Here is a 26,992-nt window from a genome sequence, read left to right on the forward strand (position 1 = left end):
ATCTGTCTTTTTATTTTTATGCCCTTGTTTTTTGCAGGTTAAAACCGTATAATAAGCGAATCGTTGTAAAAAACGATAATAATTATGGCAAAATTATGAAAAGAAACGTTTGCAAATGATAAAATGTGGTATATTATTACAGTCAGTCTGTAAAGATGCCATCAACATTGGTTGGTAAATCTCAGCGCAGCTGAGTAGTATAAAAGGGAAAAGAAAGGGGAAACGATGAAATCGATCCGATTACGTCTTATCACGTTGTTTACCGCACTGATTCTGGTGGTTACCGGTATTCTGGGGGTTATTGTGGTTAATCAGTTCACCAGCGTTTTAGAGGAAGATGCTCATGAACAATTACAGAGTACGGCGGAGGTTCAGGCCCGCTATATCGAAGCGAGAATAAACAATCAGCTGAACTATATGGAAGGTTTGGCACAAAATTCACTGATTCTGGATCCGGCGGTGTCAAAAGAACAACGGGTAGCTTTTTTTGAAGGTGAAGCGGCTCGAGTCGGTTATGATGCCTTTGTTCTAGCAGATTTAAGCGGCAATGGGGTTACCCAGAGTGCTGCTGGCGATGCCGTTAATGTGGCTGATCGAAGTTATTTTAAAGGTGCTGCCGCCGGGGTGCCGACCGTCTCGGACATCACCATCAGTCGGGTTACCGGTGAACCGGTATTACTTTTTGCGACACCAGTTTATCAAAACGGAGCGATCGCCGCTGTCCTTTATGGAAGAAAAGAAGGGAAGACGCTCAGCAATATTGTTGGCGAAGTTACCTATGGTGAAACGGGTTTTGGTTCATTGATCAACAATGACGGGATTGCAGTCGGAAATGCCGATCTGGAGCTGGTTAAGCAGCAGTTTAATTTTGCCAAAGCAGACGAAGAAAATCCGGATTATGCGCAATTAGCTGAATTGGTGCGTAGTAAGATGACAACCCGGGAACCGGGATTTGGAGATTACAGTCTGGAAGGAAAGGACTTTTTAGTTGGCTATGCACCGGTTGAAGGGACGCCCTGGGTTTTATCGGTAGCGATGGATCAGATTGAACTGGATGCCCAGGTGGCAGAGGTTCGCAATACGATCATCACAGTAATTGTACTGGCAATTATCGTCGCTGCATTTGCGGTATTTCTCATCAGTGGAACCATTTCAAAACCGATTGTGGCGACAACAGAAGAGCTTAATCGGCTGGCAGGTTTTGATTTTCGCTATGACGAACATTCCAATGCTGGCAAATATATTAATCGCCAGGATGAAATTGGAACCATGCTAAAGGCCGTTACAACTATGCAACAGAATGTTCAGGACAATCTGATTGATAAACTTGAACATATCGCACAGGGAAATCTGGATGATGAAATTATTATGGTTGGAGATCATGATCAGGTTGGCCCGGCATTGCAGGACACGCAGGAAGCCATCAAAACCCTGATTACCGATACCAATATGTTAGTTAGCGCTGCCGTGGAAGGTCGATTGGATGAGCGGGCGGATGAAACCAAATACGATGGGGATTACCAAAAGGTGATCGCTGGGGTCAATGCGACTCTGGATGCTGTTGTTGAACCAATCAAAGAAGCTTCGGTGGTACTTGAAGCCATGGCCCAGGGTAATCTTGACCAGGATATGCAGGGGAATTATCGGGGTGAGCATGCAGTCATTAAAATTTCAGTGAATAAGACCTTTGAGAGCATTAAAATGCTGGTAAGTGACACGAATTATTTAGTAGCCGCTGCCGTCGCTGGAGAACTGGACACCCGGGCTGATACAACCAAACATCGTGGCGAATATGCCAGAATTATTTCTGGGGTCAATGCGACGTTGGATGCAATGGCAGAGCCGATTCACGAGGCATCGGTGGTACTTGAAGCGATGGCTCAGGGTAATCTTGATCAGGGAATGGAAGGCAACTATAAAGGTGAATATGCCCGGATTAAAGAGTCTGTAAACCGTACCTTTGAAAGTATTAAAATGCTGGTGGGAGACACCAATCGTCTGGTGGATTCGGCAGTGGCGGGCGATCTGAATGCCCGGGCTGACACCAATAAACACAGCGGTGAATATGCCCGGATTGTTGCCGGCATCAATGCTACCCTGGAAGCCACCGTGGCACCAATACAGGAAGCCAATCTGGTACTGGAAGAAGTAGCCAACGGCAGCTTGAAGTTACGGATGGTCGGAGACTATAAGGGTGAGCATTCAGCAATTAAAGATTCGTTAAACAGTACCCTGGACTTTTTACAGGGAATTGTTGATGAGGTGTCTGAGATTCTTGATCAGATGGCCAATTCAAATATGGCTGTTAGCATCATCGGCGATTATAAAGGCGATTTTGAACCGATTAAAACCGCCCTTAACCATATTATTGAAGCCTTTAATGGGATTTTAAAAGATATGAATGAAGCCGCCGATCAGGTATCTGCTGGTGCTTCACAGGTATCAGATGGCAGTCAGATGCTGGCCCAGGGTTCAACTGAACAGGCTGCTGCCATCCAGCAATTGAGCTCCTCCATTGATGAAATTGCTGATAAAACCAAAGATAACGCCAAACGGGCCAGCGAAGCCAACATGCTTTCAACGAAAGCCCAGGAAAAAGCCCAAAAAGGGAATGATAGCATGCGTCAACTTCAGGCGTCTATGGATGAAATCAACCAGGCCTCGGGAAATATTTCAAAAATCATCAAGGTTATTGACGATATCGCTTTCCAGACCAATATCCTGTCACTGAATGCGGCCGTGGAAGCGGCCCGGGCTGGCCAACATGGCAAGGGCTTTGCGGTGGTGGCAGAAGAGGTTAGAAGCCTGGCCGCCCGAAGTGCTGAAGCAGCCAAGGAAACCACGGTTTTAATTGAAGGTTCGGTGAAAAAAACGGAGGGTGGTACTGCAATTGCTGATGAAACAGCCATTGCATTGGAAGAAATTGTCGAAGAAATTACCAAGGCTGCGCAATTGGTTCAGGAAATTGCGGAAGCCTCCAATGATCAAGCCACCAACATCACCCAGATAAATCTGGGGGTTGATCAGGTCTCCCAGGTTGTCCAGGGAAATACAGCTACAGCCGAGCAGTCAGCCGCTGCCAGTGAAGAATTATCGGGTCAATCCCAGTTACTAAAAGAAATGATATCACGGTTTAAACTTAAAAGATAAGACTAAAAAAAGACAAGGAAGCATTTTTCCTTGTCTTTTTATTGATAGAGGAGCATCGCTCCAAGATAAAAAGTGTTTTTGGGGCAGATAGGATATTATTCTTCTTTGGCCCAATCATCAAAACCCTGCATAACCTTATCATAGGTTTGCTGGGAGATCTCAGGGAGTTCGCCACCAAAGGCTTTTTTGGCACTTTCAAAACCTTCTTTAAAAGCGTTTCTCAGGGTTTCGATCTTGCTTTTATCACCGCCGGAGAGGGCTTTAGCAAAATCAATAATTCGTTCGGATGTTTTGTTGACGCCAAAATAGCCGTCTTCAGAAATCGCTTCCTGAGCTGCTGCCTGGGTTTCAGAATCGACCGTGATTTGAACATCTTTTCCTTCTGCCAGATCTTTAAGAACCTGACTGACTTTTTTGCCCTGTTTTTCAATCATGGTCTCAACCATTTTTTTGAACGACTCCGTGTTACGGGCAAAATCCTGTTTGATTTCGTTGATCTTTTTACGGTCGACCGTGTAGGTTCCGATGTCTTGTGAAGTTGCTGTGCCAAGTTCAATGGAGTCGAGTTTTTGCACGACTGGCTGAACCTTATCTGCAGCTTCGGGTTCAACTTTAACGTCAGCATTTTGAGTAACGCCTTTGGTTTGAATCGCTTGATTCAAGGACTTGTTGGCATCAATTGCATTTGTATTCATAACAGCCTCCTTATTTAATATAATAGTAACGAGCTTCTCTAAACTATATCGACATAATTCGGTCAAAAATAACATTTATTTTAAATATCACAGGTAAAAAATGCCCTTTCAGATTACAAGGCTGAAAGGACATTTTTTATCCGATCTGTTTTATTGACGACAAAGTGCGTAATGATTTTTCGGGGTGTTGTGATGGCACTTCATTGGTTTCATGTTTTAGTTGTTCTGTTTCACAGGAAACCAGTTTAATTTGATCCGCTGCAATGTTTTGCAGGTAGGTCACAAAGTAATCATTAATAATTGCTGTTTCATCGGGTTCATCAGGAGTGATGGTCACAAAGCCCGATAAAAATGTCAACCATGGCCGGGTGCTTGCTTTAATGTCTTGAATCCACTTCATTTGATGAACCTCCTGTTTTCCGGTAATAGTTTTTTGTAAGGGAGACGTGTTGGTCGATGTGGTTTTCATCTGAGATGGTTTGAATCGTATTGATTCGTGCTTACTATTAATATCGCCATAGTTTATAATAACTTTAGGATTTATGGTTAAAGATAAGCAGACTTTTGCCAGAGAATAAAAATTATGATTTGCGGCGATCATACGTTTAATCTGAGCGATTGATAGAAACTACATTATCATTGTTTAAACAGTTTGACGGACAATAATCAATAAAAGCGCTTGATAAAATTAAAACACAGTGATATACTGAAAAACAATAAGTTAGAAAATGCTAACTTATTGTTTTGGGCTTTGAGTTAGTCTTATCTAATAAAGAAAAATGCGGGAGTTAAGAATGGTGAATACAAAAAAGGATCAGATCTTTACTGAAATATATATGGGGATCCACTGCATACTGGTGTTAGTGGTACTGGTTTATTATTTTTTTTCTCAGATGATGACAGAAATGATGACAATCATGCTGATTGCTTATGGAATCTATATTGGTTTTGAGCTTTACCTCCTTGCCATCGGGAAAATCCTGAAACTGGAAAATTTGTTAGGTGGTTATTTTCAAAGTATTGTGGACGTTCTTTTTATTTCCATCTGTAGTATCTATCTGAACAGCTTTTTTTTCCTGGTTCTGCCGATTCTTTGCCTATTTATCCTGACGGCCAGTCTAGCCAATGATCGTACGAAAAGTATCGTTCATGGGCTGCTTGCGACGTTTGGCTATCTGTTGGTGGGAATTTTAACGAATTATTTTTCTGGAGGTGTCATTTTTATTCAGGGAGTGTTGCTGATGGGTTTTAGTTTTTTTGTTGGTGAATTGAACCAGTTAATCAGTGATGTTTACAAGCGAAACCACTATGCAATGGAAGAAATCGAATATAAAAACCAATTACTGGAGTACCGGGCGACGACCGATTTTTTGACCGACTTGTCCAATCATCAAGCTTTCTATCAGTCATTGGAAGTGATTGCCGAAAAACATGCACCAATTACCCTGATTCTTTTGGATATTGATGATTTTAAGACCGTCAATGATGTCTATGGCCATCTATCAGGAGACTATGTGATCCGGGAGGTTTCTCAGATAATAAAAAAACAGCTTCGCAGCTCAGATATTGGGGCACGATATGGCGGGGAAGAGTTTGCAATATTGTTACCGGGAACGGGGCAACCCTTGGGCCAGCGAATCGCCGAACGCATTTGTGAAACGGTTGCGAAATACCCTTTCGAATTTGACCATCAGACGATGCGGATAACCCTTTCTGCCGGGGTTTGTCATTCTACGGTGGCGTTAAACCGGGGAGAACAGACGATGCTGGTGGATCAGGCCGACGAAGCTTTATATTGTTCAAAAAGAAACGGCAAGAATCGGGTTACCAGCGCCCAATTCAAATGAGAGCCAAACCAAGGAGAGGAGAGTTAGATGACTGAAAAAAAAGCATCCCAAGACATTTATGTTTTTTCCAGGTATTTAACTGAAGTGGATCAGCGCTATCGTTTAGCTGGTAATCAGGAGATATTTAATGGAAATTTTAGAAGTTATATCAAGCGGCTGATTGCCAAACTAAAGGTGACATCTTTCAGAGATCTGGAAAAATACCGAAATCCCCGATGTGCCAGTAATTGTCTGCCGGGTCACTCAATCCGAACCGCCTTACTGGCCATGAGTCTGGGGCAGGAGCTGGGATTGAGGGAAGTGGAAATCACCGAAATTGGGGTGGGCGCTTTGCTTCATGACATTGGCAAACTTTTTCTACCACGGGAAATACTGGATAAGCCATGCAAACTCAGCGATCAGGAATTTGCAGTAATTAAAACCCATTCGGAAATTGGCTATCAGGTACTCAGTGGACAGAAATGGCTGCCCCAGGCGAGCATCGATATTGTTCATAATCATCATGAGCGATTGGATGGGAGCGGCTATCCCAGGCATCTGATTGGGGATGAGATCCATCTCTATCAGCGGATTGTCGGCGTGGCTGATGTATTTGATGCCATGACCAGTAAGCGCAATTACCGGGAGGCGTTGAGCTATGAATTGGCATTTCAGGAAATCATTAACGAATCACCCCAGCTACTGGATGGACGAATTGTGTTTTTGTTAGATGATCTCATTAAACGAAATAAGCCGACAGAAAGAGAATCATCCGAGCGATTAAAAAAGAGGAGAGAGATATGCCATTATCCATGTGTCGAATAGGTAGTACGGTTATTGTGAAAGCGTTAAGTCTGGATGAAGAACTGTCAAAAAGGCTTTACAGCATGGGGCTGATTCGGGGTGCGGTGCTTAAAGTCATTTCCACCGAGCATCAGGGACCCATGACCATCGAGCTATTGGGGAGTCAGCTGGCGCTGGGTTATGAGATTGTTGCTAAAATTCAGGTTGAAACTGCAAAATATCGTTAAAGGGTTATTTTTAAGTAGACGACCATAAAGGCAAAAAATAAGGTGATCGAAAGACAGATTTCATTAAAACCGAGTTCAAAAGAACGGATAAAGGCTAAAGGATTTCTTTTTTTGAATAAGCTGCGGTAAATCAATAGTCCCAGCAAAATTGAGCCCACAAAAAGCAGCATTTTTTCACCATAGGATAACGGGTTTATCGTCAAACTAATATTAAAAAGGATGGCGATCAAGTCACTGCCAAAAATTCCGCCGAGAAAACACAGCATGCTTAGGGTTAATACGACGGCCTTCTCCAAAATATCGGAGTTGGCTGCTTCTTTTTTGTCGGAGTGGCCGAACAGAAGCTGACCGTATTTCATAAAAACGATTATGGTTCCCAGATTAATCAGAATCAGACCCGATTCGATCCAACTACCGCTGGCGCCAGTAGCGATCAAAAATTTGGAGATACTGCCATTAAACAGCGGTGCCCCAATGATCCCTAAAATTGATAAGATCGTTGCTACGCCGACGGCGGGCATGTGTGAATAAACACCATGGATCTCGCTGATCTTTCGGGTTTTATACTCGGAGATGATCATCCCGGCGGTGAGAAATAGTGTTGATTTAAAAATAGCGTGATTCATCAGATGATAAAGGCCACCCCAGTAAGCCGCAGGATTATTCAGACTGATGCCGATCATAATAACCCCAATCTGTGATACCGTTGAATATGCCAACAGCAGTTTAATATCCGTTTGAGCCAGAGCCAGCATAAAACCGACGACAGCGGTGATAAAACCGAGGATCACAAACAGTTCTGAGGTATCAATCAGGGGCGCAAAGGTGGTCTGCAACCGGAGGAAAACGTAAATGCCGGTTTTAACATACAGGCCGGACAGGATAACCGAAACAACTGACGGGGCGCTGGGGGTCCCGTGAGCTTTGGGCAGCCAACTAAAAAGCGGCATCAAGGCAGCTTTTAAACTAATAGCGGTGATCATAAAGGAATACGGCAGAATCAGGCTGGCGGGATTGTTAACCTGACTGAGTGCCGCTTCCAGAGCATAAAAATCAAGAACGCCGATTTTTTTATAAAGCATCCCCAGACCCATTAAGAAAAATGACATGGCGACCACATTGATCAAAAAATACATCATCGCATCGTATACAGAAACACTTGCCTGTTTATACATAATCAATATGGTAATAATCAGGGTGGCGGCTTCAATCAGAACAAATATGTTAAATACGTCATTGGAAAGAAAAATTCCAATAATTAGGCTTTCCAGACCAAGAAAAAGAAAGAAGAAAAGGTGGTCGGCATAATTTTTGTTGTGAACAAAAATGACCATTGCCAGGAATAAAAAACAGCTTAAAAAAACCATGGCAGTGGCCAGTAAATCTGCCCTTAAAGTGATGCCGATGGTATCCGGCCAGCTTCCGATGTTTTCCAGTAGCGGACCATTTTGACGTACCTCAACAAAGATCATGGTAACGGCAGCCAATAAGGCGGTTTGAAAGAGAACCATGATTTTTTTTGCGGCTTTAATGGGCATCAGTTTTGCAGTGGTGCCAATAATGAGCGGGGATAAAATAAGCCAGTGCAGACTAATCATGGCGATTCCTTTTTTTCATGACTTTTTGCCAGTTGGTTGATCCAAAGCGATGATAGAGATGAATAAACAGCGTTAAACCCGCCGCTGTCACTCCGATGCCGATGACAATATCGGTAATCATCAAGGCCTGGGGAAGCGGGTCGGCGGCCAGTAACATCTGGTTTACATCGCCAATCGGTGGGACGCTCCCAGGAGCTACATTGGTACTAACAAAGTATAATATGATCGCCACTTGCATGATACTGATAGACATGATTGATTTGATGATATTTCTGCGGGCGATCAGTCCATAAACGCCCACAAAAAAAAGTACAATACTGATGGTTTCGCCATTAAGTGCAATCATAAAATTCCTCCTTCATAAAAGGCAAATCTGAAAAAGATGATGGTAAAACCGCTGCAGACTTTTAAACCAATTAAAAAATTCATTGCGATCAGATAGATCAGATTCATTAGTTCGGTATGGTTGGCGGTGGCTGAAAACAAAAAAAAGGTCGGATAAAGGATAATACAGACAAACAGAATTTTTTCAGCGGTTTTTAGTGTTCTTAACCGGATACACCGATTCGGATCGACCAGATACCGGGTGATAAATACAGCAGCCAGCACAGCCCCGCCCTGGAATCCCCCACCGGGGCTGGCATGACCGTTTAAAATAATGTAAAAACCAAACAATAAAATAAAGGGATACAAGAGTCCGGTCATCCGGGTGATAATTTCAGAATTGTCAGTCATCACTGCGCCTCCAGGATAAATTGACAACTGCGGATACACTGACAAGCAGAATTAGGGTTTCAAAGATACTGTCAAATACCCGGTAGTTTAAATAAATTGCGGCGACGGCATTTTGGGTATGGGTATCGGCGTTGAAATGGTCAAGATAAAAACGGGCAATTTCTGGAGCGGCAACCAGTGGGGCATCAAAATTGACAAAAAGAACCAGAGCGGCAAGGGTAGCGGCAAAAATCAGGGTTATAATTCTACGCTTCATTATCGTCTCCTTCGGTATAGCGAATCAAATGAATGTTCAGGTCGCCATGGTTTGTCAACAAATGATCTTCAAGGGCATCCAGCTGATAGTCATCGACACTGCCATAAATCCAGAATTTTTGGTCAGTTTGACAGATGGCCAGATCAAATTTATCCTGAGTCAGAATGGTCTTTATGGGTTTTTCAGAATAAATGATCTGAGGTTCCATTTCCCGTTTGACCAGAAACGATTCAAGACTGTTTAAGAACGGGGAATTATTCGTTAGATTGCGACGATTCGGATCGTTTGGATCACTACAAAAATAAATAGTGAAGATCTGATATTTTTTGAGTGCCACCAGATATAAAACGGTCGTGATGGTCGTACCGATAACCGCTTCAGCAATGGCCACATCCGGGGCACCGTAAAGCAGATAAAGAAAGGAACTGATCAGCGAGAAAACTCCCAGATAGACAACCGCCCGCCGTAATTTTTTGGTGTTCAGAGCGATGATGGCCAGAACAACCAGGGTGATCAGAAGGATGTTTGTCGTCATAGTCGGGTATCCTGATTGATGGTATAGCCACTTAAAAAAGCTGATCGGGCGATGGCATGGGTGGAAAGAGGATTGGTGATCATCACCAGTAGAGTAATCAGCATGATTTTCATAGCAGCATAGCTAAACCCCGACAAAATAATGAGACCGATCATGATGGTTAAAAAACCGACCGTTTCAATTTTGGCAGAAATAAGAATCCGGGAGTAAAAATCTTTAAAGCGAAACAGGCCAATTACCCCCAGTGCCATAAAAATAAGGGCAATGGTGACAAGCAGATAGGCCAGCAAGTCGATCATGACAGGTCTCCTTTCTTTTCAATGAATCGGGCAATCAGCACCGTACCGATAAACCCCAGCAGTGCATAAACCAGGGCCACATCCATTAAATAGGACTGATCCGTAATCAGTGCCAGGAGAACGATTGACATGATAATTTTTGCTGAAATAGTATTTAGTCCCAGCAGGCGGTCCCAAATCGTTGGCCCCAGAATAACCCGGATAAGCACCAGAACAATATAGATAGCAATAATCAATAAGGTTGTTTCTAAAAATGTCATCGATCCAAACTCCTTAATATCATTTCATAGGGAGAACAGATTTTTCCTTCGGCGATATCAGTAAAGCTCTTTTCATCGGCGAAAGCCAGAATTTTAAGCTGTCGCCCATTCTTGCCAAGAGTCACAGTGCCGGGTGTCAGGGTAATGGCATTGGCCAAAAGACAGATGCCCAGATCACTATGGATACAGGTTTCGTACTCGATGATCTTGACAGTATCCTCACACTTAAGGATTTTTAAAATTGCGAAAAAGCCGGAGCGGTAAATCTGAAAAAATAAATAGATAGCGTAACGAAAAAGCACTTCTGATTTAACAACATAAGCACTCTGATAGTCATTTTCCAGCAAGTAACGGTTGGTGAAAAATAAGGCGACTGACGAAAAAAACAGACCCACCAGAATCTGGGATAAAGCCAGACTTTCATTTAAAATAAGCCAAAAACCAGTAAAAATAAAAAGCAGAACAAGGTTATCAATCAGTTTTTTCATACAAACTCCTTAAACGTGGCGTTATGATCAGGGGAGTCATTTTTATTATAATCAAGCTAAGCACGCACTGTCAACCACATGCTTTTATCGGACGTTCTAAAAATTAGAGTCGCCGGTATCGAATTAAGAACAGTTTTGAAGGATGAAAATGAGGCCTGGTTTGGATAAAACCAGGCCTCGAAATGGTGAGGACAAAACTTTTAATACTTATCCATATCCAGATCATCAAGAATGATGCTTGGTTCTGGTGCCGGGGTGATAACCGGTTTTACCGGGGAAGCGGAAGTTGATCGTGCAGTTTTGCTGGAAGCACTCGTGGTTTTTAGCTTAAACGCTTCAACCATATGTTTTAGCATCTCAGCTTGACCAGAGAGCTCTTCACTGGCAGCGGCACTTTCTTCGGCAGTGGCGGAATTGGTCTGAACAACCTGTGAAACCTGCTCAATACCCTGGGTAATCTGGGCGATTTCAGAAGCCTGATCATTGGAGGCCCGGGCAATGGTGCCAACCAAGCCAGCAACTTTGTCAATCTGATTGAGAATTTCTTTCAGGCTTTCGGCGGTGTCATCAGCAATTTTTGTTCCGACACTAACCTTATCAATCGAGCCTTCAATTAAGCCCGTGGTCTCTTTGGCAGCTTCAGCACTTCGGGCAGCCAGGGTTCTAACTTCTTCAGCGACAACAGCAAACCCTTTACCATGCTGACCAGCCCGGGCTGCTTCCACGGCCGCATTCAAAGCCAGGATATTGGTCTGGAAAGCAATGTCATCAATTACCTTGATAATCTTCGAAATATTATTCGAGGAATCATTGATGTCACCCATCGCCCCGATCATCGTAGCCATCTGACTATTGCCTTTTTCGGCATTGGCGCGAACATTGACAGCCAGTTCGTTGGCTTCATTGGCATTCATGGCATTTCGCTTGGTTTCGCTGGCAACCTCTTCAATGGAGGCCGTCAGTTGTTGAATGGCGCTGGCCTGTTCGGTGGTACCTTGCGATAGGGCCTGTCCACCATCAGATATCTGTTTGGCCCCCATGTCAACCTGTCCGGCAGCCACGTTGATTTCGGTCATGGTGTTGCTTAGCGTACTGGTGATCTCATTCAGGGCTGTTTTAATGGCCTGGAAATCACCCAGATACTCGGTGGTAATCTGGTGATCCAGATTACCGCGACCAATTTCTTCCAGCGTAACCGTAATTTCATCCACATACCGTTTCAGGAAGGCAATAGTTTGATTCATGTTGTCTTTGATTAAGGTATAGTCGCCATTATAGTGGCCAACCATTCCGGTATTCAGGTTTCCCTGGGCCAGTTCTTTCAAGGTCGCCGATGCTTCCTGAACCGGTTCCACAACGGCATCCAGGGTAGCGTTGACACCGTCGACGATCCGGGCAAAATCGCCCTGGTGACGGCTGGCATCAGCCCGGGTATTCAAGCGGCCAGCAATACCGGCCTCAGCCAGCATGGTGGCATCACTGATCAGGTTATCCACTGAATTTTTTACTTCACCAAGGGTGTTGCCAATTTCATGGAACTGCGCACTGACTTCAGTGGTGTATTCATCGGGCTCGCCAACATTCATATCGAAGTCCAGATCGCCTGCTGATAAACGGATCAGATTGTTGCCAAGTCGTGATACTTCAGTTTTGGTATAGTCGCTAACCCGGATAATCGGGGTTAGATCGGTGACGATTTCGACGAAGCCAATATTTTCACCTTTTTTGTTTTTGAGATAGGCGGTATCCTGTTTATTGCTTCGTCCGACCCATTCGAAATAGCTGTCATTTAAGCCCTGGTCGACCAGTCGCCGGATTCCACAGCCTTCGGTACGGCAAATATCGGCATTGGCATTGTAGCAGTCCATGCCACAGGCAGATGTACGATCCGTGATGACATTATTGGCGATCATCAGTTCTTCAAATGGCTTATTCATGAAGGTCCATTTCATATCATTATCGGTGACATGTAGCGGGAATGGAATGGCATCAACAATAGCTTCATACCAGACCATTTTATCGACAACGGTATCAAGAGTGGCGTTAACACCTTCCACTATTTCTTTAAAACCGCCCTTAAATGCATCGGCGTCGCCACGGGTTTCCCATTGTCCGGCGATAGCTGCATTTGATAACATAGTGGCTTCACTGATTAGTCTCCGGATGGTTTCAATGGTCAGTTTAAGTGCTGGTGAAAGTTCATCTTGGGCATCTTTTGGTTCCACATCCGTACTGACATCACCATTGGAAATCTGGTTCATGGTGCCAATGACAACGGTTTGAATATCATCTGAAAAGGTATCCATGGATTCGGCCATTTCGCCGATTTCATCTTTTCGTTTCATGTTAAGGCGCATCGTGAAATGTCCCAGACTCATTTCTTTGATCATTTGATTAGCCTGTTGCAGGGGCTTGCTGATCATCGAACGGAGGATTAAACCAAAAGCAATAGCGACTGCAAAGGCCACAAGGGTGACGATAATCATGGTGGTCATCGCTGCATTAGCAGTGGCCGCATCTAACTCAGCGCCTTTTTGGGCTTCTGCCAGTTTCATCGGCACCAGCTCGTTAATTAAATCCATTTGAGCCGCTGCCGCAATTTCATAAGAACCGGTATCGGCAAGCAGGGCAAAGGCTTCAGCATCCCGATTCTGGATGGCCAGTTCTTTGACCTTTTCAAATTCCTGAGCCAAAACTTTTCGGGCTTCCACAAATTCGTCAAAGACGGCCTGCATTTCGGGGTCGACGATGGTTTCTGCAAAAGCCGCTGCCGCCTCATCAATTTCGCCGTTACGGATGATAACCTTGTCCGCATTGGACTGAATCAGCTCGGGGCTGTTTTCGATGATCATATCCCGGACGATCACCCGCATTCGCTGGTAGGAGGTGGAAATTTGACCAACCTCGGCAATTGGCAAGGTCATTTTTTCGTAGTGAATTTTGTTGGAATTTTGGAGCGTCTGCATATTCATAATACCGACGAGACCAACAACCCCAGTGATAAGGGCCACAATCATAAAGCTTACAATCAGTTTTGTACCAATTTTTAGATTAAGAATCCATCGCATTTTTAATTCCCCCTTTATTTCGGATAAAATAATTCCTCTTTCGGGGTTTATTTACCCGAATCAGCTAAACAGTAACAGCATAAGCGCATAAAATAATTAATTAAATTAAAAGGCCGTGGGAGAATAAAAAAAGCGTTTAAAAAAGGCTTATCGCACAAAAACCTCAGGTTGTCATGATCGGACAACCTGAGGCCTAGCTTGGGTCAGCGCCTAATTAAAGTTGGATTGCGGTTTAGCGTGAGAAAACGTTACTGGGATGATCAGATAACCGGCATCAGTATTTGTCCATTTCCATGTCATCCAGCAGGATTTGCACTGCAGGTTCGGGGACCGGGGACTCTGCTTTTAAAGGCGCAGCAGCTTTAAAGGTGGTTTGGGTGGCAGTTTTAAGTTTAAAGGCACCCACCATTTCTTTGAGCATTTCGGCCTGACCAGTCAGCTCTTCACTGGCGGCGGCACTCTCTTCGGCAGTAGCTGAGTTGGTCTGGACCACTTGAGAAACCTGTTCAATACCCTGGGTAATTTGAGCGATTTCTGAAGCCTGTTCGTTGGAGGCCTGGGCGATATCACCGACCAGACCGGTTACTTTTTCGATCTCATCTAGAATTTCCTTGAGACTGACGGCTGTGTCATCGGCAATTTTTGTTCCCATATTGACCTTTTCGATGGAGCCTTCGATCAGGCCGGTGGTTTCCTTGGCGGCTTCAGCGCTTCGGGCGGCCAGACTTCGGACTTCTTCAGCAACAACGGCAAAACCTTTACCGTGTTGACCGGCTCGGGCCGCTTCAACGGCGGCATTGAGTGCCAGAATATTAGTTTGGAAGGCGATGTCGTCGATCACCTTGATGATCTTGGAAATATCATTGGATGACATATTGATGTCACTCATGGCAGCAATCATTTTCGTCATTTGGGTGTTGCCGACTTCGGCATTGGTGCGAACCTCAATGGCCCGCTCGTTGGCTTCGTTAGCCCGAATGGCGTTTTTCTTGGTTTCTCCAGCGACTTCTTCGATGGAGGCGGTCAATTCCTGGATTGAGCTGGCTTGTTCAGTGGTACCCTGGGCCAGCGCCTGACCACCGTCAGAAATCTGACGGGCGCCCACTTCAACCTGACCAGCAGCCACATCGATGTCGGTCATGGTTGTGCTGAGGTTGGTATTAATATCATTAAGCGACGTTTTAATCGCCTGGAAGTCGCCCAGATAATCACTGGTGATTTCCTGGCTCAGGTTGCCTCGACCCATTTCTTCCAGGGTACTGGTTATTTCGCCAACGTATTGGTTTAGGAAGTTGATGGTACGGTTTAATGCTTCTTTGATCTGGGCATGGTCCCCCCGGTAGTCGCCGCTCATTTGGGTATGGAGATTGCCTTGGGACAATTGGGTAAGTGTCGCTGAGGCTTCTTCAATGGGTGCAATCACAGCATCCAGCGTCTGATTAAATCCGGAAACAATTTTGCCAAAGTCACCCGGGAAGCCGGAGACATCGCCGCGGTTGCTTAAATTGCCTTCAATGGCAATGCCAGCCATTTTTTCAGTTTCATTGACCAGGTTAAGAATGTTCTGAATCATGGCCACAAGGGCGGGAATCAGCGTATCGTTGTCACTACGTTTGCCGATTTTTGATAATACTTCCAGATCACACATGTTCCCATTAGCAATATTGGTGGAGATTTCAACGATTCGGGTCAGTCGGGTGTGGACATCATTAATGGAATGACCGATTTCGGAATAGATACCCAGATAATTCGTCGGCATGGTTTCAGAATAATCATTGAGACTCATTTTACCAAGAACCCGATTGCTTTCTTTAAGGGCTCCCAGGCCGTCAATGCAGGCATTGATGCTATTTTTCAGGGTATTAAAATCGCCATTATAGGTGGCGGTGATCTTTTCGGGGATCTGTCCCTTGCCGATGCGTTCCACATAATCGGCTGCTACATGAAGGGGGCCGACAACGGCATCGAGGGTGTTATTGACACCAACAACAATATCTTTAAAACCGCCTTTGAAAGCTTCGGTATCGCCTCGGGTTGACAGTTCTCCAGCCACACCGGCCTGAGATAGCATAGTCGCTTCATTAATCAGACCCCGAATTGATTCAATGGTCTTTTTAAGCGCCGGTTTGATTTCATCCTGAGCATCGAGAACTTCGATGTCAGCTGAAACGTTGCCATCAGAGATCTGGTTCATCACCTCAATGACATCGGTCTGAAGATTATCAGCAAAATTATCCATGGCCAGTGCCATCTCACCAATTTCATCTTTGGATTCCATATTAAGGCGGGTACTCAAGTGACCGAGGCCCATTTCTTTAATCATGTGGTTGACTTTTTTAATTTGGTCGGTAATCCGTTTAGAAATTAAATAACAGAAGATCAGACTGACTGCCAAAACCATTATTGAAATCAGGACACTATTTAAAATAGCGCCTGGCAAGGCTGACAGGACTTCATCGGACTCGATGGTTTGGATAACAGTCCAATCCATACCATCAACTTTTGACGAGGCCATATAATATTCCTGATTATTCAGGGTATAAGTTGATGCAGTTGAATCCTGCTCCAGGGCCGCCCCAATGGCGGTGCTTAATTCTTTTAAATTGGCATCGGTTTCCGCCAAGGTAATGGGATTCATCTGGTTGACCACATTATCCCGATCGGGATGAGAGATTGTCGTACCGGTGGAATCCACAATGTAGGTATAACCGGTTTCGCCAAAATTCATTGTATCTGTGATGTCATTTAGAAACCAGGCGTTGGCTACTGCCACCAGGACGCCGGTGATGGCGCCGTTTTCATAAATCGGCACTGAGTAGGCCATGATCAAGGCGCCATTGTCATCGGGATTGACGCTGATAACCGGATTCATGGTACCCCGTTCACCGGCAGCGGAAGCATGAAAATAATCCCGTTTGGTGATATCGACAATTTGCCCCCGATCACCGTAACTATCAGACAGGTAGAGGTTGCCATTGAGATCGGAAACACCAATCCGCAGGAAGCGATTGGAGCTACTGACATCATTTTTCAGGATCGCCATTTTTTCATTGATTGGGACGCTTTGGGAAAAAATTTTATCCCGGGAAGCAATCCCTTCAAGATAAATATAATTCTGCTCGTTGCGGCTGCTGATGATATCCGCTGAATTTTGCGCCTGGGTCTCCAGCGATTTCTCAGCTTCGGACACCACTGCGTTCGTTAAGGCGTTTATCGAAACAAAGGTAAAGATGGCACAGACAACCAGAATCAGTCCGGAGAAATAAACCATGAGTTTTGTTCGAATGCTTTTCATATACACCACTCCTTTTAGATTAATAATCATAGATAATTGCGATAGGCTTTTACGTTTTGTTTGATTTTTGTAGTATCACAATTAGCTCCAGTAATCACCACGAATCCGATGATTAATAAAACAGGAAATTAACTACTAGTGTAACCGTTTTTATCAGGTCGATCAATGGTGAATTCGGCCAGGCTCTGTAATTTTTAAACAACAACCGGATTAATAGTTAGTATACCCAGAAATGATGCGGACATTCGCAAATTAATAGTCGAATCAACAAGCCAAAGAAGATAGGCCGATCATGAATGAGCTTTCGCAAATTAAGTGGTATTTATTTGCGCTTAATACAAAAAAGCAATAGACTTATTTTCCCCGATTTGTTAAGATAAACATACCTAAAATGGTGGTGCAATTGGAGCCAGGCGAAGGCTGGAAGCAATTGAATTACCACGGCATTTAATGCCACAAACAAAAAAACAGATAGCAGGAGGAAAAAATGGCAATTTTTGAACGTCTAAGTGACTTGTTAAAGGCGAATGTAAATGACATGCTGGATAAGGCTGAAGATCCGGAAAAAATGGTAAAGCAGATTATCATTGATATGGAAGCACAGGTTAACAGTGCCACCCAGGCTTTGGGTGCAGCGATGGGCAGTGAAAAACAGGCTTTAAAACAATTGGAATCCGCTAAGGCAGCTTCAGCGGACTGGAGCGACAAAGCAAAAACAGCATTGAAGGCTGGCAATGAAGAACTGGCAAAAAAAGCGCTGGCTCAAAAAACCAGTGTCGATGCGGATCTGGTTCAATTTCAGGCAGCTTATGACTCGATGAGCATGCAAGTTGGTCAGTTAAAAGATCAGGTGCGTCAGTTAAAAGCTAAGCTCGAAGAAGCCCGGATGAAACAGAATATGCTGATCGCCCGTTCAAAAATGGCCGATGCGCAGAAAAGTGTCAGCACGTCTTTAAACAGCACCGATAGCACCAGTGCCTTCACCAAGCTCGATAAAATGGAACAGAAGGTTAATGCCAAAGAAGCAGAAGCCCAGGCATTTACTGAAATGGCAGGCGAAAACACCAGTCTGGAAGATGAATTCGAAGCCCTGGAAAAAAATGCTGCCGTCGATGACGAATTGGCCAAGCTAAAAGCTGAATTGGGAATCGAATAAAACCATGGCTTTTATAATTGGATTACTGATTATGATTGCAGGGATTTGCTATGCTGTTTTTGTTTTGAAAAAAAGCAAAACAAAAGCTCAGGAAATCCAGTTTCAACAGACGACCTGCATCAAAGATGTTTTGGACATTGTCGGGGACTTATCCAGTTTGGATGAGAATTACCGGCATTACAGTGAGGTCAAGGGGCATCTTCACAGTGTATCAGGTGATGTGGAGGCTCCATTTTCCCAGCGGCCAGTGGCGTATTATGAGAATGAAGTATTTTCTGTTCACGAAGAAACCAGAACCGAACGGGATGATAAGGGCAATACCCGAACCATTACCGATAAGGTAGAAACTTCTTTGTCCAGCGAAAAGAGTCCGGTGGAAGTTTATCTGTCAGACAGCAGCTCCGATGAAAAAGTTTATATCGATATGGCCAGTTTTGGCGCTGATGTGGATTTAATGCCCGGCTGCAACCGGATGGAATCGGCAGATTCCAACTGGGTCAGAGATAATTTTAATTTCAGCTTTTCAAACCCCCGGGGCTCCCGTTTTCTGGGTTATCGCTTTTTTGAAGAGATACTGCCAGAAAATCAGCCGATGTATATCCTGGGTGAAATTCATAAGCGGGGCAGCCGGCTTTATGTGGGGCGATCGGTGACCACAAAAAAACCATCCCACGTAACTTATAAATCAGAAGAAGAATTATTGGATGACGTTAAAAATGAAAAATTTGTAGCGTTGGCAATTGCTGTTGGCAGTGTTATTGCCGGTATTGCCGTGATGTTTTTATTCTCTTAGATTAATACAAAGCGGTACAGCAGATTATAAAACATAGGCCCCCGATGATGGACATCATCGGGGGCCTTTTTAAACGCTGAGCTTAAACGTGGCTAAGCCTGAAGCTGCCAGTTTTTACAAACATCTGACCAGGCTACACTATTTGAATATTTCTCCAACTCATCAATGGTCAATTCAATGGCACTGTTACTACTGCCACAGGCGGGAAAGACGGTTTCGAATCGCTTTAGGGAATGATCGAGATAAACGTCCACATCATCATTGACGGCGAAGGGGCAAACACCGCCGATACCGTGACCGATGTAGCGATCAACTTCGTCCGGAGTAAGCATTTTTGCCTTGGTTTTAAAATGAGCTTTGAATTTAGCATTATCGATTTTCGCATCGCCTGCGGTCACGACCAGCACACATTTCTCCTCCAATTTAAAGGATAAGGTTTTGGCGATCCGCTCTGGAGCGCATCCTAACGCTTGAGCGGCCAGTTCCACGGTTGCCGAAGACGTCTCAAATTCCTGAATTCGAGCGTCCAAATTCCACTGACTAAAATAGTCTCGTACTTTTTCTATTGCCATTTTCTTTGCTCCTTTTCTCGCTGAGGTTTTGGTCATAATCAATTTATTTTAACATATTTTAAAGAACAAATGACAGGTTGATCAATGAATAAATCGGAAAAACACAACAAAAAAAGCAGTGATCCCGAATGGATGCGCTGCTTTTTTTATATTAGGAATGAAAAGAAAAAGGGGAGATGTTTATCTCTTAAATGAATGATACCCCTTAAACCTTTAGTGAAACTTGGAATTCAGAAATTATTAAGAAATATCAAACATGCATAAAGGATAAACATAACTATCGATTGATAAAAGCCCCCGTTACGGTTATAATTCCAGTAACAATAAAAATTCCTGAAAAGGGTTTTTCGGCAAACATTAAAAAATTGTCAGGAACGCTTATAATCGTGTTAGTCAGGTAAAAAATATGGAGAAAGCAATTGAGGTAACGTTGATGAGATTTAAAAAGGCGCTGGTCTTGCTGCTGGTTCTGGTTTTAGTCGGTGGCTCCTGTCCCCTGGGGGTTCTTGCTGAAGGTCAGACCATGGTTATTCAAAGTTTGGATGAGGTCGCAAATCTTGATGCCAGTTCAGACATCACAGATCAAATTATTGTTATTTATAAAAACCAGTCCACCATTGGCAGTCTTGGCCTGACCACTCAGGATATTAAGGGTGGTGAGTCTTTAAATGCTCAGGTGGATCTTATCGAAGTGGCCGACTCGGCGGATGTCGATGCTCTGGTCGCCCAATTATCAGAAAACCCCAATGTGCTGGTAGCCGAAAAAAATTCGTATCTCCAAACTTCAGCACTACCGAATGATCCCGATTTGTCGAAGGCCTGGCAGTTCGAAAGGGTTGGTGCCGATGAAACCTGGAACAAGGTCGATAATTCAGAAACCGTGGTGGTGGCGGTTATTGATACCGGTTTAAATACGCAGCATCCGGATCTTGCTGATAATGTGGTAACGGGTTATGATTATGTCGAAGGAACCACTGAGATGGTGGATTTATCGGGCCATGGCACCCTGGTTTCGGGTTGTGTGGCGGCAGTGGCAAATAATGGTATCGGCATGGCCGGAATCACCGGAACAGCCAATATCAAAGTAGCGCCCTATCGGGTCGGCGGCTTGTCGGATGGCGACAAGAATCTGGATGTCGGCTATATTTGCGCCGCCTTGTATGAAGCGGCGGCCCGAACGGATGTAAAAGTGATTAATATGAGCTTCGGCGGCTATATGGTTTCAGCAGCTTTGCGGACAGCCGTGGAAAATGCCGCCAACGCCGGAAAGGTGCTGGTTGCAGCGGCCGGAAATGAAGGCAGTAACGCCAATTACAGCGGCGAGCTGGCAGTTCCGGCATCCTACAATAATGTTATTTCGGTGGGAGCTACCGATAATACCAACAACATTGCCTACTTTTCTCAACACAACAGCCTGGTTGATTTGTGTGCCCCTGGCCAGAAGATTTATTCGACCGCCCATGATGGTACTTATGAAGAATCCTCCGGAACATCGTTTGCCAGCCCCATCACCGCCGGTGCCTGTGCGGTTTTAATGGCCGCTGATCACACCATGTCAAGTCAACAGGTGGAAACCCTGCTGAAGGAAACGGCGCTGGATTTTGGGGCCAAAGGTCGAGATGATTACTATGGTTATGGGATGATTCAGTTGGATGCGGCCCTGGCTCGGGTGACTCCGAGCAATCCGTTAACGATTGATACGTTTACGGTCGATAAACCAACCGGACAAACACTGGGAACGCAGCTGACGTTAACTGCGACTGCCAGCGGTGGTGAAGGGAATTATCAATATGGATTTTATTATGAATTAAATGGTCAAACCACTACCATCCAGGATTATAGTAGCACTGCCACGGCGGTCTTTACGCCAACTACTGCGGGAATCTACACCTTGTCGGTCCAGGTGCTGGACGAAAAGGGTAATACCGTTAAAAAATCCATTGTCAATTATGTAATCAAAGAAAAGGCCGCACCAACCATTGAATACCGCACCCATGTCCAAAATGTCGGTTGGCAGAGCGTAGTAGCTGACGGTGCCGTCAGCGGAACCGAAGGGAAGTCACTGCGGCTGGAAGCCATCGAGATCAATACCATTACAAAAAACGATGATCTGGGGGTAAAGTATAAAACCCATGTCCAGAACATTGGCTGGCAGAATTTTGTGGCTGATGGCGCTTTAAGCGGAACTGAAGGGCAATCGTTGCGGTTGGAAGCCATTGCCATCGAATTAAGCGGTAATGATGCTGATCTTTTTGATGTATACTACCAGGTACATGCCCAGAATGTTGGATGGATGGGGTGGGCCTGTAATGGCCAACCTGCCGGAACCGCCGGTTTTGGCTATCGACTGGAGGGCATTCGGATTGAGATTGTTCCTAAAGGCAGTGCGGCACCCGGTTCAACGGTTAACCCCTATATTGAAAAGTGACGAATAAAATTTTTGAGCCCGCTTAGGCTGGGCTCAGAAAGAAGACAAACCCGATTACAGGGAAGAAAAGCTGTAATCGGGTTTTATTATTGCTACAAAAGGTGTATTACTGATCGCAAAACGAAATAACTCTAAAAATTTATCGTGTTTCAGATGCGTTGTCAGGTAAGTTTGCATTTATTGAAGATTAGAATGGGTATAAAAACTAATACGAGAATTCTATTATCAGTGGTGGATAATAACGGAGGGCATAAATGAAACAGGGACACTATTCGCAGCGGGGTTGGCTGGTCTGTAAAAGAGCGTTAGCAATGATGATTCTTCTCGTTTTTTTTTCGGGGGTGATTCTTTCAGGTGTTTACGCCACAGGTGGTGATGATGTGACTTCCCGGGAGAACATTTTGATTATCCATTCATACAATCAGGGATTTTCCTGGACTGATGCGCTTCATCAAGGCATTACCGAGAACCTTTCAGATACCAATTACACTATCTACACGGAGTATCTGGATGCCTATCGGGATACTCCCCTGGATCAAAACACCATTGAAAAAATTAAACATTACGCAACCAAAGACATCGCCGCCATTGTAGTTACCGATAATACGGCCTTTGAATTGATCTTATCATTAAAGGATGAATATTTTCCTGACGTTCCAGTTTTATTTGCTGGAGTAAACGGGGGGCTGCCGCTTGAGCTACCCTTTAATGACATTAAGGGTATCCTTCAGAATGTCGACTATGAAGCGTTTTTTGTGTGGTTGGGTACTGCCATGCCGCAAATAAAGGATCTATTGATTTGTGGAGCAGATACCACAACGACCCGGGGCACCTATGAACAAATGGTGGCGGCTTACGATAATCTGGCGGATGATCAGCGTAGCTTCAACTTACATCTCATAAAAATAGAGGATTATGACCAGCAATTGGAAGAAATAGCCGGTTATGACAAAGCATCCACAGCCCTATATACGGCAGGTTCATTCGGGGTGTTGAATCACGATCAGTACACCAATATGTTGTCGGCAAATTCGAACTTGCCAACTTTCTGTGGCGTTTCAACATCAATCACCAACCAGGTGATTGGTGGATTTGTGGTATCTCCCTATGAGCACGGGCGTATTATTGGTGAAGATATCCTGGCATTATCGGCAGGTCGTTCCATAGAATCTATACCGATTATTGAAGAACCGGTGCAACAGAAAATTTTTAATTATTATGGCATGAAGGCGTTTAATCTCCCCGAGGAGCGTCTGCCACCCAATAATATCATTATTAATAAACCGCAGAGCAATTACGTTTTGACCTTGAATCAGGTGATTCTGATCAGCTTTATCATGATCCTGATGGCTGTCATTATTTCTGCACTGCTGATCATCATGACTATTCGAAAAAAGTCCCACCTGGCTTTGGCAAACGCCAATGGAGAATTATATCGCCGAAAAATGGAACTGGAGCAAAAAAGTGAGAAGCTGCAGATCAGTCAGGACGAGTTGACCCGGAATGTCAGTTTATTGATGAATGCCAATCAAAAAATTTCATATCTGCTGGATTACAACCAGTTAACCGGTGTTCTCAATGAAATCCGGTTTAATACGCTGCTGGAAACAAATTTTTTAAAAGATCAGGACATTACCATTATCAATTTAACCATTACCAATCTCAATGAGTTGACATATAGTCACGGCAAGGAAATTTACGCCGCTATTCTCAGAAGCATTGCTGAATTTCTGGAAGGCATTACCAAAGAGCGGGATCTGATCGGTTTGTCCAGTAATAATGACTTTTTAATTGCTACGGAAGGTATTCACAAAGAAGAATCACAGTTAATTTGCCAGATGATCAATTTCTTTGATAAGCCCCTGGTGTTAGACCTGTTTACGGTCATTATAAAATACAAAATCGGCATCGCCTACTACCCGTTACAGACCGAGTCCTACTCAGAACTGCTACAAATGAGCCGACTGGCAATTACCCCGGTGATCAATAATGTTCTGATTAATGTTTCGCACTACGATCAATCAATTATGGATAAAATCCTTCATGAAAATGCCATTAAAAATGAAATTGAAACGGCACTGGAAGCCAGAGAATTTGTGCTTTATTATCAACCCAAATATGCCAATGATGGTACGACGATGTTGGGACTGGAGGCATTGATCCGTTGGCAGCAAAAGGATGGCTCACTTAAATCGCCGGGCTATTTCATTGATATTGCCGAACAGTCTGGTCAAATAATCAACATCGGTTTTTATGTAATCGAGCGGGTATGTCAGTCGATTGTCGAGTATAATCTGGTCAACAGAGAAATGCCGGTGGCCATCAATTTTTCCGGTCAGCATTTTGCCAGCCGGGATATTTTGTATAAGTTGCTGGACGCGGTCAACCGTTATCATATTCCTCCACACTTACTGGAGATTGAGATAACCGAGACTGCATTAATTACGAACAAAGAGTATGGTGCTGCCATTTTGTCCGAACTACGGGAACTGGGATTCCTGGTCACCCTGGATGATTTCGGCACCGGGTATGCATCCATTGATTACATCAAAAATCTGCCGATTGACCGGTTAAAGATCGACCAAAGTTATGCCAAGCGATTGGAAGATATAAAAAGTCGGAAGTTACTAAAAACAATGATCCAAATGGCTCATGAATTGTCCTTTGAGGTCACCGTGGAAGGGGTGGAAACCCGGGAACAGTTTGAAATTATCAAGACCTTTGAACCCAAAGAATTTCAGGGGTATTATTTCAAGCGCCCGGTGCCTTTGACGGAATTATTTAAAACAAACGAATAAACAAGCTGAGAAGTTCAATTGGAAGCAAACAATTGGACTTTTTTTAAGCAAAAAAATCAATAAGAATAAATGTTAAAAGGCATTTATGAAAAGGTGCCAGATTTATTTAGTATATCTGTCCGGGAAGGGTATATAAAAAATATCATTGTCGTAATGGTCCTTTGGATTTTCCAGGTGAGTTTAGATTAGGAGCAGAGATGAAACTGATTGATAAAATCAACGAAAAATTAGGTGGTCTGGTTGCGGCATTATCCCGCTATCCGGTGACGGTTATTTTTTTGGTGGCAGCGGCGCTGGTTAACACCATGGCGATTGAGCAGGATGCCGATTATACCCGGTATTTACTGACCTGTTTAGTTGGTGCCTTTCTGGGGTTTACCCTCCAGGCGGTATGGGAGCGGTTTTTTGATAAAACAAGTTACCGGCTGGCCGCAATGGGTTTAGGTCTGCTATTGACCCTGGGTTATTTTCTGATCGTCAGACAGGATACCAGTACCAGTATGGAAACCTGGATTCGCACATCGGTTGCACTTTTTGCCTTGTTGATGGCATATATCTGGGTTCCGGCAATTAAAAGCGAGATCAGCTTTAACCAAAGCTTTATGGCGACCTTTAAAGCCTTCTTTAATGCCTTGCTTTTTTCAGGAGTGCTGTTTGCAGGGATTACCCTGATTATCACCGCCATCGATTTACTGTTGTTTCGGGTTTCGGAAAATGCCTATCTGCATACCTTAAACATCGTTGGAATACTGTTTGCTCCTATTTATTTTCTGTCGTTGATCCCCATCTATCCAGGGGTTTCGGACAAAAACCGGTCACCGGAGCAATTGGAGTATAACCGGGAAAAGCTGGCACGATCCTGTCAGTGTCCGAGATTTTTGGAGGTGCTGATTTCTTATATCATAATCCCGCTTTTGACGGTTTACACGGTGATACTGGTTATTTATATTGCCAGAAATATTACCGGAGACTTCTGGACTGATAATCGCCTGGAACCGATGCTGGTGGGTTTCGCCATTGCAGTCATATTGATTTATATTTTAGCTAGTAATCTGGAAAATATAATTGCAAAATGGTACCGCAAAATTTTTCCTAAAATCCTGGTTCCCATCGTTATCTTTCAGATTGTCGCCTCGGCGTTGCGGATTCAGGATACCGGAATCACTCATGGTCGGTACTATGTGATTATTTTTGGTGTCTTTGCAGCTATTTCCGGGATTCTGATGTGTTTTATGCCAGTTCGTAAAAATGGGATCATCGCTGCGCTATTGATCGGCTTCTCAGTATTTTCGATTATTCCGCCGGTGGATGCTTTTACGATTAGTCGTTCCAATCAAGTTGGGCGATTGACCCAAACGCTGGTTGGAAATAGCATGATCCAAGACGATACCGTTTTTCCGAACGCTTCAATATCGGAAGCAGATAAAAAAATTATTTCTGACTCAGTCAACTATCTGGCGATGATGGAATACACCAGCGAAATTTCTTTTCTTGGCAAGGATTTTGATCTTTATCAGGATTTTTATGATACTTTCGGTTTTTATCGTTATGAGGAAGGCCCACATCGATACGAATCAATTTATCTCAATCTGAATCCACAGTCGCCGATTGATATTTCTGGGTATCAGACCTTTGTAGTGGCAAATTTCTACATGCAGGATGATAAAATGGATCCAACGATATGTAGTTTTGAGTCAAATGGAAAAAGCTATACGTTGGTTCGTGAAAAAACAGGTAGGATTGGGGAGTTGGTGCTGACAGAGACAGATGGTCAAGAACTGATGCGGATCAATATGCAAGAAGTGTTTGATCATTTTGATACATCCCAGGGTGGCAGTTACCAGGTTAGTAAAGATTATATGAATGCCGACGAAGCTATGTTTACAGTGGAAAATGATAAGGCGAAAATTTCGATGATAGCGATTTTTTTAGCCATCGAAAAATCAGAAGCTGAGACAACATATAATGCTGACTTTTATGTGCTGGTTCAGATAAAATAACGAATGGTA

General features: G+C 44.0%; 22 protein-coding genes. 9 read left to right on the plus strand and 13 right to left on the minus strand.

Annotated elements, in window-relative coordinates; all coding sequences use genetic code 11:
- Positions 1-225 precede the first annotated feature (225 nt).
- Entirely contained in the window at positions 226-3,150 is a 2,925-nt protein-coding gene (locus ACWI_RS09755) for a methyl-accepting chemotaxis protein (protein ID WP_070371255.1), read from the plus strand.
- A gap of 95 nt (positions 3,151-3,245) precedes the next feature.
- On the opposite strand, the gene ACWI_RS09760 is transcribed toward ACWI_RS09755, so the two are convergent.
- Positions 3,246-3,845, minus strand: coding sequence for a hypothetical protein (locus ACWI_RS09760; RefSeq protein WP_070371256.1), 600 nt, complete (start codon positions 3,843-3,845; stop codon positions 3,246-3,248).
- 136 nt (positions 3,846-3,981) lie between these two features.
- Entirely contained in the window at positions 3,982-4,245 is a 264-nt protein-coding gene (locus ACWI_RS09765) for a hypothetical protein (RefSeq protein ID WP_070371257.1), read from the minus strand.
- A 394-nt stretch (positions 4,246-4,639) separates the two neighbouring features.
- On the opposite strand from ACWI_RS09765, the gene ACWI_RS09770 reads away from it, so the two are divergent.
- The 3 genes from ACWI_RS09770 to ACWI_RS09780 are packed head-to-tail and all read left to right on the plus strand — an operon-like array spanning position 4,640 to position 6,702.
- Complete coding sequence (locus tag ACWI_RS09770) at positions 4,640-5,692, plus strand: GGDEF domain-containing protein (protein ID WP_070371258.1); 1,053 nt, start codon at positions 4,640-4,642, stop codon at positions 5,690-5,692.
- A gap of 27 nt (positions 5,693-5,719) precedes the next feature.
- Entirely contained in the window at positions 5,720-6,496 is a 777-nt protein-coding gene (locus ACWI_RS09775; RefSeq protein ID WP_070371259.1) for an HD-GYP domain-containing protein, read from the plus strand.
- Complete coding sequence (locus tag ACWI_RS09780) at positions 6,472-6,702, plus strand: FeoA family protein (RefSeq protein WP_070371260.1); 231 nt, start codon at positions 6,472-6,474, stop codon at positions 6,700-6,702. Before ACWI_RS09775 ends, ACWI_RS09780 begins: the two co-directional genes overlap by 25 nt.
- Here ACWI_RS09780 and ACWI_RS09785 read toward each other — a convergent pair.
- The 10 genes from ACWI_RS09785 to ACWI_RS09830 form a co-directional block, all read right to left on the minus strand.
- A complete protein-coding gene (locus ACWI_RS09785) occupies positions 6,699-8,300 on the minus strand; it encodes a complex I subunit 5 family protein (protein ID WP_070371261.1) in 1,602 nt (533 codons plus the stop codon). The two genes, ACWI_RS09780 and ACWI_RS09785, sit on opposite strands and share 4 nt — an antisense overlap.
- Entirely contained in the window at positions 8,293-8,646 is a 354-nt protein-coding gene (locus ACWI_RS09790; protein WP_070371262.1) for a sodium:proton antiporter, read from the minus strand. The genes ACWI_RS09785 and ACWI_RS09790 overlap by 8 nt, the downstream gene beginning before the upstream one ends.
- Positions 8,643-9,035 (minus strand): MnhB domain-containing protein, encoded by a 393-nt coding sequence (locus ACWI_RS09795; RefSeq protein ID WP_070371263.1) that lies wholly within the window; start codon positions 9,033-9,035, stop codon positions 8,643-8,645. Before ACWI_RS09795 ends, ACWI_RS09790 begins: the two co-directional genes overlap by 4 nt.
- A complete protein-coding gene (locus ACWI_RS09800) occupies positions 9,028-9,291 on the minus strand; it encodes a Na(+)/H(+) antiporter subunit B (RefSeq protein ID WP_070371264.1) in 264 nt (87 codons plus the stop codon). The genes ACWI_RS09795 and ACWI_RS09800 overlap by 8 nt, the downstream gene beginning before the upstream one ends.
- Complete coding sequence (locus ACWI_RS09805) at positions 9,281-9,826, minus strand: Na(+)/H(+) antiporter subunit B (RefSeq protein ID WP_070371265.1); 546 nt, start codon at positions 9,824-9,826, stop codon at positions 9,281-9,283. The genes ACWI_RS09800 and ACWI_RS09805 overlap by 11 nt, the downstream gene beginning before the upstream one ends.
- Positions 9,823-10,125, minus strand: a complete 303-nt coding sequence (mnhG, locus tag ACWI_RS09810) for a monovalent cation/H(+) antiporter subunit G (RefSeq protein ID WP_070371266.1) — start codon at positions 10,123-10,125, stop codon at positions 9,823-9,825. Before mnhG ends, ACWI_RS09805 begins: the two co-directional genes overlap by 4 nt.
- Complete coding sequence (locus ACWI_RS09815; protein ID WP_070371267.1) at positions 10,122-10,385, minus strand: MrpF/PhaF family protein; 264 nt, start codon at positions 10,383-10,385, stop codon at positions 10,122-10,124. The genes mnhG and ACWI_RS09815 overlap by 4 nt, the downstream gene beginning before the upstream one ends.
- Positions 10,382-10,873, minus strand: a complete 492-nt coding sequence (locus ACWI_RS09820; RefSeq protein ID WP_070371268.1) for a Na+/H+ antiporter subunit E — start codon at positions 10,871-10,873, stop codon at positions 10,382-10,384. The genes ACWI_RS09815 and ACWI_RS09820 overlap by 4 nt, the downstream gene beginning before the upstream one ends.
- Positions 10,874-11,073: 200 nt before the next feature.
- Positions 11,074-13,941, minus strand: a complete 2,868-nt coding sequence (locus ACWI_RS09825) for a methyl-accepting chemotaxis protein (protein ID WP_070371269.1) — start codon at positions 13,939-13,941, stop codon at positions 11,074-11,076.
- A gap of 274 nt (positions 13,942-14,215) precedes the next feature.
- Positions 14,216-17,236: a methyl-accepting chemotaxis protein gene (locus tag ACWI_RS09830; protein ID WP_070371270.1), complete on the minus strand. Its 3,021-nt coding sequence runs from the start codon at positions 17,234-17,236 to the stop codon at positions 14,216-14,218.
- A 487-nt stretch (positions 17,237-17,723) separates the two neighbouring features.
- On the opposite strand from ACWI_RS09830, the gene ACWI_RS09835 reads away from it, so the two are divergent.
- Entirely contained in the window at positions 17,724-18,392 is a 669-nt protein-coding gene (locus tag ACWI_RS09835; protein ID WP_070371271.1) for a PspA/IM30 family protein, read from the plus strand.
- Positions 18,393-18,396: 4 nt separating this feature from the next.
- Positions 18,397-19,185, plus strand: a complete 789-nt coding sequence (locus ACWI_RS09840) for a GIDE domain-containing protein (RefSeq protein ID WP_070371272.1) — start codon at positions 18,397-18,399, stop codon at positions 19,183-19,185.
- 92 nt (positions 19,186-19,277) lie between these two features.
- On the opposite strand, the gene ACWI_RS09845 is transcribed toward ACWI_RS09840, so the two are convergent.
- Positions 19,278-19,757 carry a YbaK/EbsC family protein gene (locus ACWI_RS09845; protein ID WP_070371273.1) on the minus strand — a complete coding sequence of 160 codons (480 nt, stop codon included), beginning with the start codon at positions 19,755-19,757 and terminating at the stop codon, positions 19,278-19,280.
- 433 nt (positions 19,758-20,190) lie between these two features.
- Here ACWI_RS09845 and ACWI_RS09850 point away from each other — a divergent pair, with 433 nt between their 5' ends.
- The 3 genes from ACWI_RS09850 (at position 20,191) to ACWI_RS09860 (ending at position 26,983) form a co-directional block, all read left to right on the plus strand.
- Positions 20,191-22,185, plus strand: a complete 1,995-nt coding sequence (locus ACWI_RS09850) for a S8 family serine peptidase (RefSeq protein ID WP_070371274.1) — start codon at positions 20,191-20,193, stop codon at positions 22,183-22,185.
- 254 nt (positions 22,186-22,439) lie between these two features.
- Entirely contained in the window at positions 22,440-24,983 is a 2,544-nt protein-coding gene (locus tag ACWI_RS09855; protein ID WP_070371275.1) for a bifunctional diguanylate cyclase/phosphodiesterase, read from the plus strand.
- 197 nt (positions 24,984-25,180) lie between these two features.
- On the plus strand, positions 25,181-26,983 hold the full coding sequence (locus ACWI_RS09860; protein WP_070371276.1) for a DUF4153 domain-containing protein: 1,803 nt from the start codon (positions 25,181-25,183) through the stop codon (positions 26,981-26,983).
- Positions 26,984-26,992: the final 9 nt, after the last annotated feature.

Source organism: Acetobacterium wieringae (assembly GCF_001766835.1).
Lineage (GTDB): Bacteria > Bacillota > Clostridia > Eubacteriales > Eubacteriaceae > Acetobacterium > Acetobacterium wieringae.